General features: G+C 66.3%; 16 protein-coding genes and 1 pseudogene. 12 read left to right on the top strand and 5 right to left on the bottom strand.

What is annotated here, in order from left to right; translation table 11 throughout:
* Nucleotides 1-16: 16 nt before the first annotated feature.
* The 3 genes from BST47_RS13030 to BST47_RS13020 all read left to right on the top strand — a co-directional run bounded on the left by BST47_RS13030 (nucleotide 17) and on the right by BST47_RS13020 (nucleotide 3,342).
* The gene (locus tag BST47_RS13030) at nucleotides 17-1,015 is read left to right on the top strand and encodes an NAD(P)H-dependent glycerol-3-phosphate dehydrogenase (protein WP_083125951.1); all 999 of its coding nucleotides are present in this window, start codon (nucleotides 17-19) and stop codon (nucleotides 1,013-1,015) included.
* Nucleotides 1,016-1,018: 3 nt separating this feature from the next.
* Nucleotides 1,019-2,122 carry a cystathionine gamma-lyase gene (locus BST47_RS13025; RefSeq protein ID WP_083125950.1) on the top strand — a complete coding sequence of 368 codons (1,104 nt, stop codon included), beginning with the start codon at nucleotides 1,019-1,021 and terminating at the stop codon, nucleotides 2,120-2,122.
* A gap of 110 nt (nucleotides 2,123-2,232) precedes the next feature.
* A complete protein-coding gene (locus tag BST47_RS13020) occupies nucleotides 2,233-3,342 on the top strand; it encodes a D-alanine--D-alanine ligase family protein (protein ID WP_083125949.1) in 1,110 nt (369 codons plus the stop codon).
* Here the strand turns inward: BST47_RS13020 and BST47_RS13015 are convergent.
* Nucleotides 3,339-3,869, bottom strand: a complete 531-nt coding sequence (locus tag BST47_RS13015; RefSeq protein ID WP_083126155.1) for a DUF3515 domain-containing protein — start codon at nucleotides 3,867-3,869, stop codon at nucleotides 3,339-3,341. The genes BST47_RS13020 and BST47_RS13015 overlap by 4 nt on opposite strands.
* Nucleotides 3,870-3,921: 52 nt before the next feature.
* Nucleotides 3,922-4,164 (bottom strand): Lrp/AsnC ligand binding domain-containing protein, encoded by a 243-nt coding sequence (locus tag BST47_RS13010; RefSeq protein ID WP_083125948.1) that lies wholly within the window; start codon nucleotides 4,162-4,164, stop codon nucleotides 3,922-3,924.
* A 77-nt stretch (nucleotides 4,165-4,241) separates the two neighbouring features.
* On the opposite strand from BST47_RS13010, the gene BST47_RS13005 reads away from it, so the two are divergent.
* Together BST47_RS13005 and BST47_RS13000 are read left to right on the top strand one after the other, a co-directional pair.
* The gene (locus tag BST47_RS13005; RefSeq protein ID WP_207568607.1) at nucleotides 4,242-5,195 is read left to right on the top strand and encodes a thiamine-phosphate kinase; all 954 of its coding nucleotides are present in this window, start codon (nucleotides 4,242-4,244) and stop codon (nucleotides 5,193-5,195) included.
* Nucleotides 5,196-5,233: 38 nt separating this feature from the next.
* Nucleotides 5,234-5,914 (top strand): uracil-DNA glycosylase, encoded by a 681-nt coding sequence (locus tag BST47_RS13000; RefSeq protein WP_083125946.1) that lies wholly within the window; start codon nucleotides 5,234-5,236, stop codon nucleotides 5,912-5,914.
* A gap of 70 nt (nucleotides 5,915-5,984) precedes the next feature.
* On the opposite strand, the gene rpmB is transcribed toward BST47_RS13000, so the two are convergent.
* Nucleotides 5,985-6,179: a 50S ribosomal protein L28 gene (gene rpmB / locus BST47_RS12995; RefSeq protein ID WP_083125945.1), complete on the bottom strand. Its 195-nt coding sequence runs from the start codon at nucleotides 6,177-6,179 to the stop codon at nucleotides 5,985-5,987.
* A 225-nt stretch (nucleotides 6,180-6,404) separates the two neighbouring features.
* Here rpmB and BST47_RS12990 point away from each other — a divergent pair, with 225 nt between their 5' ends.
* From BST47_RS12990 to BST47_RS12975, 4 genes are all read left to right on the top strand, one after another.
* Nucleotides 6,405-8,039, top strand: coding sequence for a fatty acid kinase ATP-binding subunit FakA (locus BST47_RS12990; protein WP_083125944.1), 1,635 nt, complete (start codon nucleotides 6,405-6,407; stop codon nucleotides 8,037-8,039).
* 2 nt (nucleotides 8,040-8,041) lie between these two features.
* A complete protein-coding gene (gene recG / locus BST47_RS12985; RefSeq protein ID WP_083125943.1) occupies nucleotides 8,042-10,306 on the top strand; it encodes an ATP-dependent DNA helicase RecG in 2,265 nt (754 codons plus the stop codon).
* Nucleotides 10,303-11,010: an HNH endonuclease family protein gene (locus BST47_RS12980; RefSeq protein ID WP_083125942.1), complete on the top strand. Its 708-nt coding sequence runs from the start codon at nucleotides 10,303-10,305 to the stop codon at nucleotides 11,008-11,010. The genes recG and BST47_RS12980 overlap by 4 nt, the downstream gene beginning before the upstream one ends.
* Nucleotides 11,011-11,103: 93 nt before the next feature.
* A complete protein-coding gene (locus tag BST47_RS12975) occupies nucleotides 11,104-11,748 on the top strand; it encodes a dihydrofolate reductase family protein (protein ID WP_083125941.1) in 645 nt (214 codons plus the stop codon).
* 27 nt (nucleotides 11,749-11,775) lie between these two features.
* On the opposite strand, the gene BST47_RS12970 is transcribed toward BST47_RS12975, so the two are convergent.
* Nucleotides 11,776-12,618, bottom strand: coding sequence for an aldo/keto reductase (locus tag BST47_RS12970; RefSeq protein ID WP_083125940.1), 843 nt, complete (start codon nucleotides 12,616-12,618; stop codon nucleotides 11,776-11,778).
* Nucleotides 12,619-12,623: 5 nt separating this feature from the next.
* Nucleotides 12,624-13,454, bottom strand: a pseudogene (locus BST47_RS12965) (aldo/keto reductase).
* On the opposite strand from BST47_RS12965, the gene BST47_RS12960 reads away from it, so the two are divergent.
* Genes BST47_RS12960 through BST47_RS12950 form a run of 3 tightly spaced genes read left to right on the top strand, consistent with a single transcriptional unit; the run spans nucleotide 13,453 to nucleotide 16,011 of the window.
* Complete coding sequence (locus BST47_RS12960) at nucleotides 13,453-14,553, top strand: alpha/beta hydrolase (protein WP_083125939.1); 1,101 nt, start codon at nucleotides 13,453-13,455, stop codon at nucleotides 14,551-14,553. The pseudogene BST47_RS12965 and the gene BST47_RS12960 sit on opposite strands and share 2 nt — an antisense overlap.
* Nucleotides 14,554-14,587: 34 nt before the next feature.
* Nucleotides 14,588-15,382: a DsbA family protein gene (locus tag BST47_RS12955; RefSeq protein WP_083125938.1), complete on the top strand. Its 795-nt coding sequence runs from the start codon at nucleotides 14,588-14,590 to the stop codon at nucleotides 15,380-15,382.
* On the top strand, nucleotides 15,379-16,011 hold the full coding sequence (locus tag BST47_RS12950) for a vitamin K epoxide reductase family protein (RefSeq protein ID WP_083125937.1): 633 nt from the start codon (nucleotides 15,379-15,381) through the stop codon (nucleotides 16,009-16,011). Before BST47_RS12955 ends, BST47_RS12950 begins: the two co-directional genes overlap by 4 nt.
* Nucleotides 16,012-16,023 lie beyond the last annotated feature (12 nt).

Below are 16,023 nucleotides of genomic sequence, written 5' to 3'. Positions count from 1 at the left end.
GCGCTAGGGTGAAGGCGTGGTCGACGCGGCAGTGCTGGGGGCCGGAGCTTGGGGAACGGCACTCGCCAAGGTCCTGGCGGACGCCGGCAATGAGGTGCGGTTGTGGGCCCGTCGGCCCGAGTTGGCCGACGAGATCAACAGCACCCATCGCAACCCGTTCTATCTCGATGACGCGGAGCTGCCGGAGACAATCCGCGCGACCAGTGATCCTGCTGAAGCGCTCACCGGGGCGTGCACGGTGTTACTTGCCGTGCCCGCTCAGTCGTTGCGGGCCAACCTCGTGCAGTGGGCTCCGCTGATCGGTGGCGACGCCACGCTGGTAAGCCTGGCCAAAGGCATCGAGCTCGACACGCTGATGCGGATGAGCCAGGTGATCATTCAGGTCACCGGGGCGGACCCGTCGCGCGTCGCGGTGATCTCCGGGCCGAACCTCGCCAGTGAAATCGCCGATGAGCAGCCGGCGGCCACCGTCGTCGCGTGCAGCGACTCCGGACGGGCCGTGACGCTGCAGCGTGCGTTCTCCACCGGCTACTTCCGTCCGTACACCAACGCCGATGTCATCGGCGCCGAGGTCGGCGGCGCGTGCAAGAACGTCATCGCGCTGGCGTCCGGCATGGCTGCCGGAGTCGGGCTGGGGGAGAACACGGCAGCAGCGATCATCACTCGCGGGCTCGCCGAGATCATGCGACTCGGAATCGCGTTGGGCGCCAAGCCGGCAACGCTGGCCGGCCTGGCAGGCGTCGGCGATCTCGTCGCCACCTGCACGTCACGGCGCTCCCGCAACCGCTCGTTCGGCGAACGGCTGGGTAAAGGCGGCACCATGGAGTCTGCGACGCGCGCCGCGGATGGCCACGTCGCCGAGGGTGTGACGTCGTGCCAGTCGATACTCGCACTTGCGGCCAGCTACGACGTCGAGATGCCGCTCACCGATGCCGTGAATCGGGTCTGCCACAAAGGCGCATCGGTTTATGAGGCGGTGGCACTGCTGCTCGGGCGCAGTACGAAACCGGAGTAGGACGTGGACGGTTTATACGGCGATTCGACTCGCAGCGTCAAAGCAGTTGGCTCGGAACCGGTTTCGGGTAGCCCAGTGGTATCGCCTCCCGTGCTCGCGTCGACGTTTCATCTCTCCCCGGACGAGGCGGAGCCGTCTGACAAGTACGGGCGGTATTCGAATCCCACGTGGCGACAACTGGAGTCGGCGCTCGCCGAACTCGAAGGAGCCGCCACCGCGTTGACGTTCGGTTCCGGGATGGCCGCCATCACCGCAGTGTTGCGGGTGCTGGCCAAGCCCGGCACCAAACTCGTGGTGCCTGCCGACGGCTACAACCAGGTTCGCAGCTATGCCAGGGAATACCTTGTGCCACTTGGGGTCACGGTGGTAGAGGTGGCATGCGCTGAGATGTGTGCCGCGGCAGCCGATGCGGACGTGGTGCTCGCGGAGACACCGGCCAATCCCGGGCTCGATGTCGTCGACTTGCACCGGTTGGCGATGGACTGCCGGCGCCGGGGGTCGACGCTCGTGGTCGACAACACCACCGCGACGCCACTGGGCCAGCAGCCGCTGTCCCTTGGCGCCGACCTCGTCGTCGCCAGCGCGACGAAATCGCTGTCGGGACACAGCGATCTGATCGCGGGATATGTCGCAGGCAGCCATCCCGAGTTGATGGCCGCCGTGGAACGGGAGCGTCTGCTTGCCGGTCCAATCCTCGGTCCGTTCGAGGCGTGGCTGGTGCTGCGCAGTCTGGGCAGCGCCGGCCTGCGGTTCGAACGGCAGTGCCACAACGCGCAAGCGCTCGCGGTGATGTTGCGCACTCATCCTGCGGTGCGCTCGGTCCGCTATCCCGGGTTGCCCGACGATCCGTCACACCAGATCGCGGCCCTGCAGATGAAGCGGTTCGGCGGGCTCGTCGCAATCGAACTGGACAGCGCGCAAGCCGTGCACACCCTCGTGGAACGCAGCGCGCTGCTGATCTCCTCGACGAGCTTCGGCGGCATCCACACCTCGCTGGACCGCCGCGCGCGCTGGAGCGATCCCGTCGCCGACGGATTCGCCCGGATCTCGCTGGGCATCGAGGACACCGACGACCTGATCAGCGATTTCGAACAGGCGTTATCCTGAAATCGCAGGTCAGGATATTGAAGGCGACCCGCAGTGGGGCTGGACGGTAGCCTCTCTAGGTTGTGACTGCCAGCGATGAGCACGGAGCCACGCCTGCGGCGACATCGGGCTTGAGCGCGGCCCGGCGTGTTCGCGTCGCCGTCGTCTACGGCGGCCGCAGCTCTGAGCATGCGATCTCCTGCGTTTCCGCAGGCAGCATCCTGCGCAACCTCGATCCGGAACGCTTCGACGTGGTCGCCGTCGGCATCACCCCTGAGGGCGCGTGGATGCTCACCGACGCGGAGCCCGACGCCCTGGCCATCGCCGACGGCCGGTTGCCGCAGGTCACCGGCGAATCGGGTAAGGAACTGGCCCTCGCCGCCGACCCGGGACGACGTGGTGAACTGCTGTCGGTCGGCCGCGGTGCTCCCGAGGTGCTGGAGGCCGTCGACGTGGTCTTCCCGGTGCTGCACGGCCCGTACGGCGAGGACGGCACGATCCAGGGGCTGCTTGAGCTGGCCGGAGTGCCCTACGTCGGCGCGGGCGTGCTCGCCAGCGCGTCCGGGATGGACAAGGAGTTCACCAAGAAGCTGTTGGCAGCGGAGGGCCTGCCGATCGGCGACCAGGTCGTGCTCCGGTCACGGCAGGAGCTGCTGGACCTGGAGCAACGCGAACGGCTCGGACTGCCCGTGTTCGTCAAGCCCGCGCGCGGTGGATCGTCGATCGGCGTGAGCCGGGTGACGGCGTGGGATCAGCTGCCCGCGGCGATCGAGCTGGCCCGGCGCCACGACCCCAAAGTGATCGTCGAGGCGGCAGTCTTCGGACGTGAATTGGAGTGCGGCGTACTGGAATTCCCCGACGGCCGCGTAGAAGCCAGCACTGTGGGTGAGATCCGGGTGGCGGGTGTCCGCGGCCGGGAAGACTCGTTCTACGACTTCGCGACGAAGTACCTCGAAGACGCCGCGGAGCTCGACGTCCCCGCCAAGGTCGACGACAGCATTGCAGATGAGGTGCGACAGTTGGCGATTCGCGCGTTCCATGCCATCGACTGCCAGGGTCTGGCCCGTGTCGATTTCTTCCTGACCGACGACGGCCCGATCATCAACGAAATCAACACGATGCCGGGATTCACCACCATCTCGATGTTTCCGAGGATGTGGGCGGCCAGCGGTGTCGACTACCCGACGCTGTTGGCCACCATGGTCGAAACAGCACGCAAGCGCGGCACTGGTCTGCGCTAACCCACTGGTGCAGGGTCAACCGCCTTGGCGGGCAACGACTTCGCGATGACCCGGGAGATCTCCTGGATTGGCGTGGGACCCGAGCCCGCGGGCAGCGTCAGGGCGACGTACACCGTACGATCCACGGCGAACCACGTGCTGCGCCCTTGGTCGGCGCCTGGGTCTTCGCCCGCCTCTGCTTCGCCCACCCGGAACCACGACACCTTGTCGACCACCTGCAGGGGGCTGCCGAGGACGAACTCCGCGGGCCGGTCCACACCACACCGCAGGATCACGGCCTCGCCGTCGGGACCCGCACGCCACGCCGCGGCGGCCGGTGGCGCCGGGTCGGCAGCTGCGGCGCGCCGATAGTCGCCGAGGCGTTCGGGCAGTGCGTCGACCAACGCCCGACAGTCCGCGCTGTCGGCGTACGGTGCCGGCACCGCGACGATCGCGACGGGCTTTTCAGTCGTGGGGGTCTGTCGAAGCGCCGCGAAGACCAGGATCGAGCCGATGGCGGCGACGGCCACGGCGATCGCCGCGATCATCAGGCCCCTTGGCGGGCCGTCGCGGGTTTCGGTGTCGTCCACGGCCCAAACTCTATGGGCGCGCCCCGTCGGCGATCGGGCAGGTCAGGGTGCGGGTGATGCCGGGCACCTGCTGAACGCTGGGAACCACGCTGGCCTGCAGTTCGTCGTCACTCTGCGCGCCGATGCGGACCACCACGTCGTACGGACCCGTGACGTATTCGGCCGACACCACACCGGACAGGGCGCAGAGCTGTTTGGCGACGACTTCAGCGCGGCCCACCTCGGTCTGAATCAGCATGAACGCCTCGACCACCGGGCTGTCCTCCCTCTTGCTGCATAGACTCCACGCCGCAGGGAACAAACGTACCGCAGCTCAGGGGAGGCGACATGATGAGCGACGAGCCCCCTGAAACGCTGGCCGGGGTGGGTGAGTTCGCTGTCATCGACCGGCTTGTCGCGGGCCGCGAGCAACCGGACTCGGTGGCGCTGGGGCCCGGTGACGACGCGGCGGTTGTGTGGGCCGGCGGCGGGGCGACGGTCGTGTCGACGGACATGCTCGTCGAGGGGAGCCATTTTCGGCTGGACTGGTCGACGCCGCACGATGTCGGGCGCAAGGCGATCGCGCAGAACGCCGCCGATATCGAGGCGATGGGTGCGACGCCCACCGCGTTCGTCGTCGCGTTCGGGGCGCCGGGCCGAACAGCCGCAGCACAAGCGGTGGAGTTGGCCGACGGCCTGTGGCACGAGGCGCGGCTCCTCGGCGCCGGCATCGTGGGTGGCGATCTGGTGACGGCGCCGCAGTGGGTGATCTCGGTGACGGCACTTGGCGATCTGGGCGGCCGCGACGCGGTTCGGCTCGACGGTGCACGAGCCGGTGACACCATCGCGGTCGTCGGCGACAGCGGGTGGTCTGCCGCCGGATATGCGTTGTTGCTCAACGGTATTGACGGTTTCGAGGCGTTGCGCCGCCGCCACTTGGTACCGGAGCCGCCGTACGGCCAGGGTCGCGTCGCCGCGGAAGCCGGTGCGACGTCGCTGACCGACGTATCAGACGGTCTGATGGCCGATCTCGGACACATCGCGCGGGCGTCCGACGTCGGCATCGATCTGTCGTCGGATTTGCTGAGCGCGGACCGCGATCCGCTCGCCGCAGCGGGCGCCGCGCTGGGCGTCGATCCGTCGGACTGGGTGCTCGGCGGCGGCGAGGACCATTCGCTGGTCGCGACGTTTCCGGGACCACCGCCGCCCGGCTGGCGGGTGATCGGACGGGTGCTCGATGGTCCGGCGAGGGTCCTGCTGGACGGGCAGCCGTGGCACGGGCAAGCGGGCTGGCAGTCGTTCTGATCGACTCCAATCGTTCGGGCACGCTAAGTTGACCCATCGTGACCGCACGACCGCTGAATGAAATCGTCGAAGAAGGATGGGCGAGTGCGCTCGAACCCGCGCGGGCACAGGTCGCCCAGATGGGGGAGTTCCTGCGCGCGGAGATCGCAGCGGGCCAACGATATCTGCCCGCTGGTCAGAATGTGTTGCGTGCCTTCACCTTCCCGTTCGAACAAGTGCGGGTTCTCATCGTCGGCCAGGATCCGTATCCGACGCCGGGCCACGCCGTCGGACTGAGTTTCTCGGTGGCACCCGAGGTGCGGCCGTTGCCGCGCAGCCTGGCCAACATCTTCACCGAGTACGTCGACGATCTGGGCTATCCGGCACCCACGACGGGTGATCTGACGCCATGGGCCGAGCGTGGCGTGATGCTGCTGAACAGGGTGCTCACCGTCCGGCCGGGGACACCGGCGTCGCATCGGGGCAAGGGTTGGGAAGCGGTGACCGAGTGCGCGATCCGGGCCCTGGTCGCACGGCGGCAGCCCTTGGTCGCGGTGTTGTGGGGCCGCGACGCATCCACGTTGAAGCCGATGCTGGGCGCCGATTGCGTGGCGATCGAGTCGCCGCACCCGTCGCCGCTGTCGGCGTCGCGGGGTTTCTTCGGCTCGCGACCGTTCAGCCGTGCGAATGAACTACTCGAAAAGATGGGCGCCGACCCGATTGACTGGCGCCTTCCCTAGTCGCTCCTACCCGATGCCGGGATTGGTCGTCGGCAGCTCGAGCGCGCGCGGCGATCAAGCCGTCAGCGCGTCAGCCGCGCGAGACCTTCCCGGCCTTGATGCACGACGTGCACACGTTGACGCGCTTCTTGTTGCCACCGGGGTGGGTTACGGCGCGCACGGTCTGGATATTCGGATCCCACCGACGGCTGGTCCGGCGATGGGAGTGCGACACCGACTTACCGAAGCCGGGGCCCTTCCCGCAGATATCGCACACGGCAGCCATATGTAGAACTCCTCGAATCAGTACTTGGGGGCCTGGGTTTCCGCCGCTACCGGCGGCGGGTCGACCCGACAACCTGACCAGGATACCGGCCACGCCAAGGATCACCAAAATGGTCTCCACAAGCGCGGACGTTCACCAAGGCAGTGTCAGGCCGAATGGCTAGGCTAGCGCCGACGGCGGCGCCTCGAGTCAGCGGCGTATCGACATAGCGGCGGGAGGTGGGGCATGTCGGATCGGCGGCTCGACGCCTCCGCATTGAGGGATTGGGCGTACACCGCCGTCGGCGACCTCATCACCCATACCGACGAGATCAACCGGCTCAACGTGTTCCCCGTCGCCGACGCCGATACCGGCACGAACATGCTGTTCACCATGCGTGGCGCGTGGGCGCAGGCCGACGCGCTGGCGGCGTCCGACAACGTGGTGGATATCGCCGCCGCGCTCGCGCGTGGCGCACTGCAGGGAGCACGCGGTAACTCCGGCGTCATCCTGTCCCAGATCTTGCGCGGGCTCGCCGATGTCACCGCCTCTGCGGCCGCCGATCGCGGCGGCGTGCTCGCCGACGTCGGCGGGGCGCTGTTCGGGGCGGCACTGCGGCATTCGGTAGCCCTGGTCGTCAGCTCGATGGGTGAAGCGGTTCCCGGCACGATCGTCTCGGTGCTTCACGATGCGGCGGGTGCCGCCGAGGACGCGGGGGCCGCCAATTCCGGGATCGCCGCGGCGGTCGCGGCGGCGGCCGACGCCGCGGCCGTCGCACTGGACAAGACCACAAGCCAACTCGACGTGCTGGCCGAGGCCGGCGTGGTGGACGCCGGCGGGCGGGGCCTGCTGGTACTGCTGGATGCGATGAGCGCCACCCTGACCGGGCACGTCCGGCATCGCGAGGAGTACGTGCCGTCTCCGCCGCAGGCCTCCGTCGTCGCTGCCGCGACGGGCACGTCGCCCCAGTTCGAGGTGATGTACCTGCTCAGCGGATGCGACGCAGCCGGGGTGGAGACCCTTCGCTGCAGCCTCGACCGGGTCGGCGAGTCGGTGGCGATCGCGACGACGGCCGACGCGGGCCAGTACTCCGTGCATGTGCACGCCGATGATGCCGGTGCCGCGGTTGAAGCGGGGCTGTCGCTGGGCACGCTGAGCCGTATCCAGATCACATCGCTCACCGGTGCGGTGGGGGCGCGGCCGTCCGGCGGATGGGCCAGGGAGCGGGCCGTGCTCGCCGTGGTCGACGGTGCCGGCGCCGAGAAACTGTTCGCGGGCGAGGGCGCGCACGTGTTGCAACTCCAGGCCGGCGGTCCCGTCAGCGCCAAACACCTGCTTCATGCCCTGGTCAACACAGGTGCGGCGCAGATCATGGTGTTGCCGAACGGATACGTCGCCGCCGAGGAACTGGTGGCAGGATGCACCGCCGCCAGCGGGTGGGGTATCGACGTGGTGCCGGTGCCGACGGCGTCGATGGTGCAGGGGCTCGCCGCCCTGGCCATGCACGACGCCGATCGGCAAGCCGTCGACGACGGCTACACGATGGCGCGGGCCGCCGCGGGCGCCAGGCACGGATCAGTACGTGTTGCCACCGAGGAGGCGCTCACGTGGGCAGGCGCCTGCGAGCCCGGCGACGGCCTGGGCATTGCCGCCGACGAGGTGCTGATCGTGGGCAAGGACGTCGCGACGGCAGGCGCCGGACTGATCGATCTGCTGCTCGCCGCCGGTGGTGAACTCGTCACCGTGCTCACCGGTGCGGGTGTCGATGCAGCGGTCGGAGAGGCGTTGGCGGAGCACGTCCACCGCGAACACCTGGCCGCCGAGATCGTCACATACCACACGGGCCATCGCGGCGACGCTCTGCTGATCGGCGTCGAGTAACCGTGGCCAAGCTGACCGACCGGCTCGACTTCGTCATCGGTAAGAAGTCCGCCGATCTGCTGGAGGAGCACTTCGGCATCGTCACCGTCAATGACCTGCTGCGGCACTACCCGCGCAAGTACAGCGACGGATTGACTGTGCTCCAAGAAGGCGAAGAACTCGAAGAGGGCGAGCACGTCACGTTCGTCGACGAGATTTCCGATACCCATGTCGGCGAAATGAAGCCTCAGTTCGACAAAAAGACGAAGAAATACCGGTCGCGCAAGTGGCTTCGCGTGACGTTGGGGGACCGCAAGCCAGAGGTGACGGCTACCTTTTTCAATGCAGACTGGATGATCGAGAAGCTGAAAAAGGGCACTCGGTTGATGCTCTCCGGGGAAGTCGGCTACTTCCGGCGCACGCTTCAATTGACCCACCCCGCGTTTCTTGTATTGAACGCACCGGCGGGTAAGCAGATCGGCACAAAATCGCTCACGACCATCGCTTCGGCGTCGGGCGCAACCGATGACGATTTGTTCAAGGCCTTTGAGCGGGAGTTCTTCCCGATCTACCCCGCCGACAGCAAGGTGCAGAGCTGGGACATCTACGCGTGTGTGCGCCAGGTGCTTGATGTTCTCGATCCCATCGACGAGCCGCTGCCGGAATCGTTTCTGCGTGAACACAATCTGATCGGCGAGGACGAGGCACTGCGCGCGATCCACACGGCGGAAAAGGTCGTGGAACGCGATGCCGCGATCGAGCGTCTCACCTATGACGAGGCGTTAGGACTGCAATGGGCGCTGGCACAGCGGCGCTTCGGCGAGCTGAGTGAGGCTGGACCCGTCGCGGCCACAACGGACGACGGTCTGGTCGCGGCGATGCGCAATCAGATGCCGTTCGAACTGACCGAAGGTCAGAAGGAAGTGCTGGAGGTGCTGACTGCCGAACTGGCGACGAGCCGACCGATGAACCGAATGCTGCAGGGCGAGGTCGGATCCGGCAAGACCATCGTGTCGGTGCTGGCGATGCTGCAAATGGTCGACGCCGGATATCAATGCGCGCTGTTGGCTCCCACGGAAGTCCTTGCCGCCCAGCATGCCCGCTCGATTCGCGATGTCCTCGGGCCGCTGGCGATGGCCGGTCAACTCGGTGGCGCCGAGAAGGCGACGCGGATCGCGCTGCTGACGGGATCGATGTCGCCGCAGCAGAAAAAGCAAGTGCGCGACGAAGTCGCCTCCGGCGAAGCGGGCATCGTCATCGGGACGCACGCGCTGCTGCAGGACACCGTCGAGTTTCATCGCCTCGGGATGGTCGTTGTCGACGAGCAGCACCGGTTCGGAGTCGAACAGCGAGACCGGCTGCGCGCCAAGGCGCCCGAAGGCGTTACGCCCCACCTGCTTGTGATGACCGCGACGCCGATACCGCGCACGGTCGCGCTGACCCACTACGGCGACCTCGAGACGTCGATACTTCGTGAACTGCCGCGTGGTCGTCAACCGATCAGTACCAACACGATCTTCCTCAAGGAGCATCCGGGCTGGCTCGACCGTGCCTGGCAACGGATCATCGAGGAGGTCGGTGCCGGCAGGCAGGCCTACGTCGTCGCGTCGCGCATCGACGAAGACGACAAGACCCAGGCGAAGGGAAAAGGTAAGGGAAGCAACCAGGTCAAGGACGCGGGTCCACCCGCGACGACGGTCGTGGAATTGTTCGAGCGGCTGCGTAGCGGTCCTCTTTCGGGCCTGCGGTTGGGACTCATGCACGGTCGGTTGTCAGCCGATGAAAAGGACGCGGTGATGGGCGCGTTCCGCGCGGGTGACATCGACGTCCTGATCTGCACCACGGTGATCGAAGTCGGTGTCGATGTCCCCAACGCGACGGTGATGTTGGTAATGGACGGCGACCGGTTCGGTATCAGCCAGCTGCACCAGCTGCGCGGCCGCATCGGCCGAGGCCAACATCCGAGCCTGTGTCTGCTCGTCACCAAATTGCCGGAGAGCTCGAAGGCGGGGGAGCGCCTGCGAGCGGTCGCCTCGACGCTTGACGGTTTCAAGCTCGCCGATCTCGATCTCGTGGAGCGGCGCGAGGGGGATGTGTTGGGTTACAGCCAATCCGGGCGCCCGATCACGCTGCGCTTCCTGTCGCTCTTCGAGCATCTCGATCTGATTCTGACCGCGCGCGACTTCTGCGATGCGCACTACTCGAGGAATCCGGGCGACCCCGGGATGGCGGCACTGGCCGCGCCCTTCTCCGACACCGACCGCATCGAGTACTTGGAAAAGGCGTGAACCGCAAGCGCCTGCTGTGGCTCGTTGCGGCCGTCTCCATCGCGGTGTTCGTCGCCGTTCAGGTCACCAACTCGTCGATCGACCGGTCGCAGTTCATCGCTGGTGCCGACATCCCTACCGTCGCGCCGGGAGTCGACGTGCTCGCGGGCATCGCCCAGATACCGGTGCGCATCCGCGGGTATGACTATCGCCGGGATGCGTTCGGCGACAGCTGGACCGACCAGAACCCCGCACCCGGCGGCTACAACGGCTGCGACACCCGCAACGACATCCTCGACCGGGACCTCGTCGACAAGGCCTACGTATCGATCAAGCGATGTCCCACCGCTGTGGCGACCGGACTGCTGCACGATCCCTACACCAACGCGGACATCGCGTTCACCCGCGGTGAGCAGACCGGCGCCGCAGTGCAGATCGACCACATCGTGCCGCTGGCGTTGGCGTGGGATCTGGGTGCCCGCTTCTGGACCGACGATCAGCGGCTGCGATTCGCCAACGATCCTGCCAATCTGATCGCCGTCGCCGGAGGGGCGAATCAGGACAAGGGCGACCAGGAGCCGGCGACCTGGATGCCGCCCAATGCGGCGTTCCATTGCCAGTACGCCATGCAGTTCATCGCCGTGCTGCGTGGCTACGCGCTGCCGGTTGATGCTCCATCGGCGGTGGCATTGCGGGGCGCAGCGTCAACCTGTCCGGTCGGCTGACGGTTCCCACCGCGCCGCGTCGGGATTCAACGACGATGAGTTTCTTGGGCGCGCAAGGTCTAATCTGCGTCGATCGAACATTCGGAGGGAACCGTGGTTCAACTGCTCAGAGTCCAGAATTTCAACGTCTCGCGGGATGGTTTCGCGGCGGGGGACAACCTGAGCCTCGAGCGTCCGTTCGGCCATGTCGACCCTGCCGACATGTTTTCCTGGGCGGGCGCCACGGCGAGCTGGCCCAACCGGACTGACCCCGGCGGCAGTCGCGGGCTCGACGACTATTTCACGCGAGATTTCGCGCACAACGTCGGCGCCGAGATCATGGGACGCAACAAGTTCGGCCCACAGCGAGGCCCGTGGACCGATCACGAATGGCTTGGGTGGTGGGGTGACGAGCCGCCGTTTCATACTCCGGTATTCGTGATGACTCACCACGACCGCCCCTCGTTCACGTTGTCCGACACCACCTTCTACTTCGTCAACGACGAGCCGGCCGCCGTGCTCGAGCAAGCGCGAGAAGCCGCGCAAGGCAAAGATGTCCGCCTCGGTGGCGGCGCGAAGGTCATTCGAGAGTTTCTGGACGCCGACCTCGTGGACACGCTGCACGTCGCCGTCTCAGAAATCGAGATCGGCCGCGGATCGCGTCTGTGGGAGTCGCCCGACGAGCTGGACGAGCGATACCAGCATGAGGTCGTGCCGAGCCCGAGCGGTGTGACCCACCACCTGTTCTGGCGGCGTTGAGCACGACGCGCCCAGCTCTGACGAAGGCTAGCTGCCGGTGTAGGTTTCGGGGTCCGGACGGAAACGCGTACCGTCGTTCAGCCCGTTGAGGGCGGCCATGTCGTCGTCGCTGAGCTCGAAGTCGAAGACCTCGATGTTCGACTTGATCCGCTCCGGTGACGATGAGCGCGGGATGACGATGTTGCCGAGCTGGATGCTCCACCGAATGAGCACCTGCGCCGGCGTCTTACCGTTCGCCTGCGCGACGGATCCGATCGTCGGGTTGTCCAAGAGGTTTCCGACGCCCAAGGGGCCGTAGGCCTCGGTGACGATGCCGTGTTCGGCGTTGGTCGCGCGCAATTCAGCCTGGTTCAGCAGTGGATGCAACTCGATCTGGTTCACCGCGGGTGTGAAGAACGACAGGTCGATGACGTTGGAGAGGTCCTCGGCGTGGAAATTCGCCAAACCGATCGACCTGGTGTCGCCCACTTCCTTCCGCTTCATCAGGCCACCCCAGCTGTCGACGTACTTGCCGGGGTTTCCGGCCGGCCAGTGGATGAGGTAGAGGTCGACGTATTCGAGGCCGAGCCGTTCCAGACTGACCTTCAAAGCGTCCTGCGATGCCTGGAAGCCCTGGTCCTTGGTCGCCAGCTTGGTGGTGACGAACACCTCCTCGCGGGGAATTCCCGACGAAGCGATCGCGCGACCCACCGCGGCTTCGTTCCCGTAGGCCGATGCGGTGTCGATCAGCCGATATCCCGCCTCGAGCGCGGCGGTCACCGACTGCTCGGTCTCGGCTTCCGACAGCTCGCCGACGCCGAGACCGATCACCGGAAGGGTGTTCCCGTCGTTGAGCGTGACGGTGGGGATCGCAGCGGCCGAGGGTGTCATGTCACCTAACCTGTGAAGTCGAAGGTCCTTGGATCGGGACCCAACCGTGTTCCATCGCCCAACGAGGAAATGGACGCCATGTCCTCCTCGCTCAGTTCAAGATCGAACACGTCGAAATTACTCACTATTCGCTCGGGGGTCACCGATTTCGGGATGACTATATTGCCGAGTTGGATATGCCACCTAATCAGTACCTGCGCCGGCGTTTTCCCGTGCCGTTCAGCAACCTCGGTCACCTTCGGATTGTCGAGCAGTGCGCCTTGGCCCTACGGGGCCCACGCCTCGGTGGCGACGCCCAGTTGGGCGTGCACCTGACGCAACTCCTCCTGCGGAAACAGCGGGTGCAGTTCCACCTGGTTGACGGCGGGGACGATGCCGGTGGCGTCGACCAGGATTCGCAGATGCTCCGGCTCGAAATTGCTGACGCCGATCGATTTGATGCGTCCTTCGTCGCGCAACCGGGAGAACGCCTTGAACGTGTCGACGAAGGTGTTCCTGGCGGGCAACGGCCAATGGATCAAATACAGATCGAGGTAGGGAATACCCAATTTGTCCATGCTGCGGTCGAATGCCTTGAGCGTGGAGTCGTAGCCCTGGTCTGAGTTCCACAGCTTGGTGGTGATGTAGACGTCCTCGCGGGGCAAACCGGACTTCGCGATCGCCTGCCCGACACCGCGTTCGTTCCGGTACGCCGCTGCCGTGTCGACGTGCCGGTAACCTGCCTCGAAGGCCGTGGTCACCGCGCGTTCGGTGTCATCGGGGGGTGTCTGGAAAACTCCGAGTCCGACCTGCGGGATTGGATTACCGTCATTCAGCGTGATCGAAGGAGAGGCCATGACTTCGAGTCTGCCAGTCCAGGCTGCCCGAACGCCGACCGGTCGGAAAGCCCGCTTGGCCAAGATCGGCGGCACTACGTTGCGCGCGCTTCCTCATATTCCGCACTCGGTCAAACGGCTTCTGCTTGGTGGTCGGTCGGTCGTCATCGACGGCAACACCCTGGACACCACGCTTCAGTTCATGCTCTTCGGCCAGAACGCGGTGGGCCTTGGAAGGCTGATCCTGGACAACGACGTCCCGACGGCTCGTGCGCTGTTGAGAAAGCTGACAGACGCCTTCCGGCAGGACCTCCCCGTCGCATCGGTGACGAACCTTGTCATACCCGGTCCGGCAGGCGCGATCCCTGCGCGCCACTACCGACCGGTCGACGGCGACGACGACGCGCCGCTATTGGTCTTCTTTCACGGCGGCGCGATGGTGGTCGGCGATCTCGAGACGCATGACGACGTGTGCAGGCAAATCTGCCGGGATGGCGGCGTGCATGTGTTGTCGGTCGACTATCGGTTGGCGCCGGAGCACAAGGCGCCGGCAAGCGTCGACGACGCGTTCGCCGCGTTCACCTGGGCGCTCGATCACGCTGCAGAGTTGGGCGCCGACGCCCGCCGGGTGGCGGTAGGAGGCGACAGCGCCGGCGCCAATCTGGCCGCACTGGTCTCGCTGCGGGCCCGTGACCAGGATGTTCAGCTCCCGGCGGTGCAATTGCTGTTCTACCCGGTCACCGCGTGGAACGCGCAGACGCGGTCGCGAATGTTGTTCGGCGAAGGCTTCTTCCTCACCGGGGGCGATCTGAGGTTCGGCGCCGAGAAGTATCTCGGTGGCGCGGATGTCGACGCGGATGACCCGCGGGTATCGCCCCTGCTGGCCGACGACCTGTCGGGACTACCGCCTGCGCTGGTGCTGACGGCCGGCTTCGACCCGCTCCGCGACGAAGGCAGGCAATATGCCGCCGCCCTGCGCGCGGCGGGGGTGCCGGTCGACTACCGAGAGTTCGGGTCGCTGATCCACGGCTTCGTCAATTTCTTCCCGGTTGGGGGCGACAGCGCGACGGCCGTCGCGGAATCGATCTCCGCGCTGCGGGCCCATCTGGCCCGCATGTGAGAAACCTGGGAAAGGCCGCCGGTACTCTTAGCGCGTGGCTTCGAAACCGAAATACGACCTGAAGGCTTCCGACCGCAAGCGCAACCTGGCGGTCCAGATCGGCCTGACCGCGATCGTGGTGATCTTCGCCGTGGCGCTCGTGATGTACATCGTGCTGTCGGCCGACGAAAAGCCGACCGCGGGCCAGGCGGATCCGATCCGGGTCACGTCGACGTCGGCTCAGTTGATCAAGAAGGACGGCACCGACGAGCCCAAGGTCGTGCTGGGGCTCTACGAGGACTTCCTGTGCCCGGCCTGCCGCAACTTCGAGCAGGAGTTCGGACCCACCATCAACAAGCTGATCGATTCGGGAGCGGTGGCCGCCGACTACTACATGGTTTCGATCCTGGATCGCCAGGGCGACGGGTACTCGACGCGGGCGGCCAACGCCGCGTACTGCGTCGCCGGTGATTCGACCGAGGCATTCCGGCGGTTCCACGCCGCGCTGTACGCCCAACAGCCCCAGGAGGGTGTCGGACCGTTCCCCGACAACGCCCGCCTTGCCGAAATCGCGCGTCAGGCCGGCGCTGCGGGCGAAGTTCCCGAGTGCATCAACAAAGAGACGAACGCCGACATGGTGTCGGGACTCGCCGCGGCCACCGACGTGAATTCGACACCGACGATTCGCATCAACGGTGAGGACTACCGCCCGACCACCCCAGAGGCGTTGGTCGCCAAGATCGAGGAGACAGTCGGCAAGCTGCCGGCCTTCGACGCCGGCGTACCGCCCCCGGCGGCCGAGCCCACACCGCTGGCACCTCCACCTCCCGCACCCGCGCCTGCCCCATGACCGTCGCCACACCCAGCACTGTCGAGCCGAGCGAACCCGCGTCGGCGCAGTCGACGGGTGTCACAGTCGGCAGGCCCAGCGCGATCTGGGTGCTGATCGCCGGTGTCCTCGGATTGGCCGCCGCGGCGACCCTCACAGTCGAGAAGATCGAGATCTTGATCAACCCCGACTACGTGCCGTCCTGCAGCATCAATCCCGTGCTGTCGTGCGGTTCGGTGATGATCACCCCGCAGGCGTCGGTCTTCGGGTTCCCCAATTCGCTCATCGGCATCGTCGGGTTCACCGTCGTATTGGTGACCGGTGTGCTGGCGCTCACCAATGTCGATCTGCCGCGCTGGTATTGGACCGGCCTGGCGGTCGGCTCCTTCCTCGGCGTCGTATTCGTGCACTGGTTGGCATGGGAGAGCCTGTACAGCATCGGCGCACTGTGCCCGTACTGCATGGTGGTGTGGGCCGTGACGATTCCGTTGTTCGTGGTTGCGACATCGATCGCATCCCGCGCTGCGGCATCCAACGGCGTTGTGCGCGTGCTCCATACGTGGCGCTGGTCCCTGGTGGCGCTGTGGTTCACCGGGGTTCTTCTATTGATCCTGGTGCGCTTCTGGGACTACTGGTCGACCCTTCTCTAGACACCCGACGGG

Origin of the sequence: Mycolicibacterium tusciae, from assembly GCF_002086795.1 — a bacterium.
GTDB lineage: Bacteria > Actinomycetota > Actinomycetes > Mycobacteriales > Mycobacteriaceae > Mycobacterium > Mycobacterium tusciae.
Note: the sequence above shows the minus strand (reverse complement) of the source record. Positions and strands in the feature narration are given on the sequence as shown.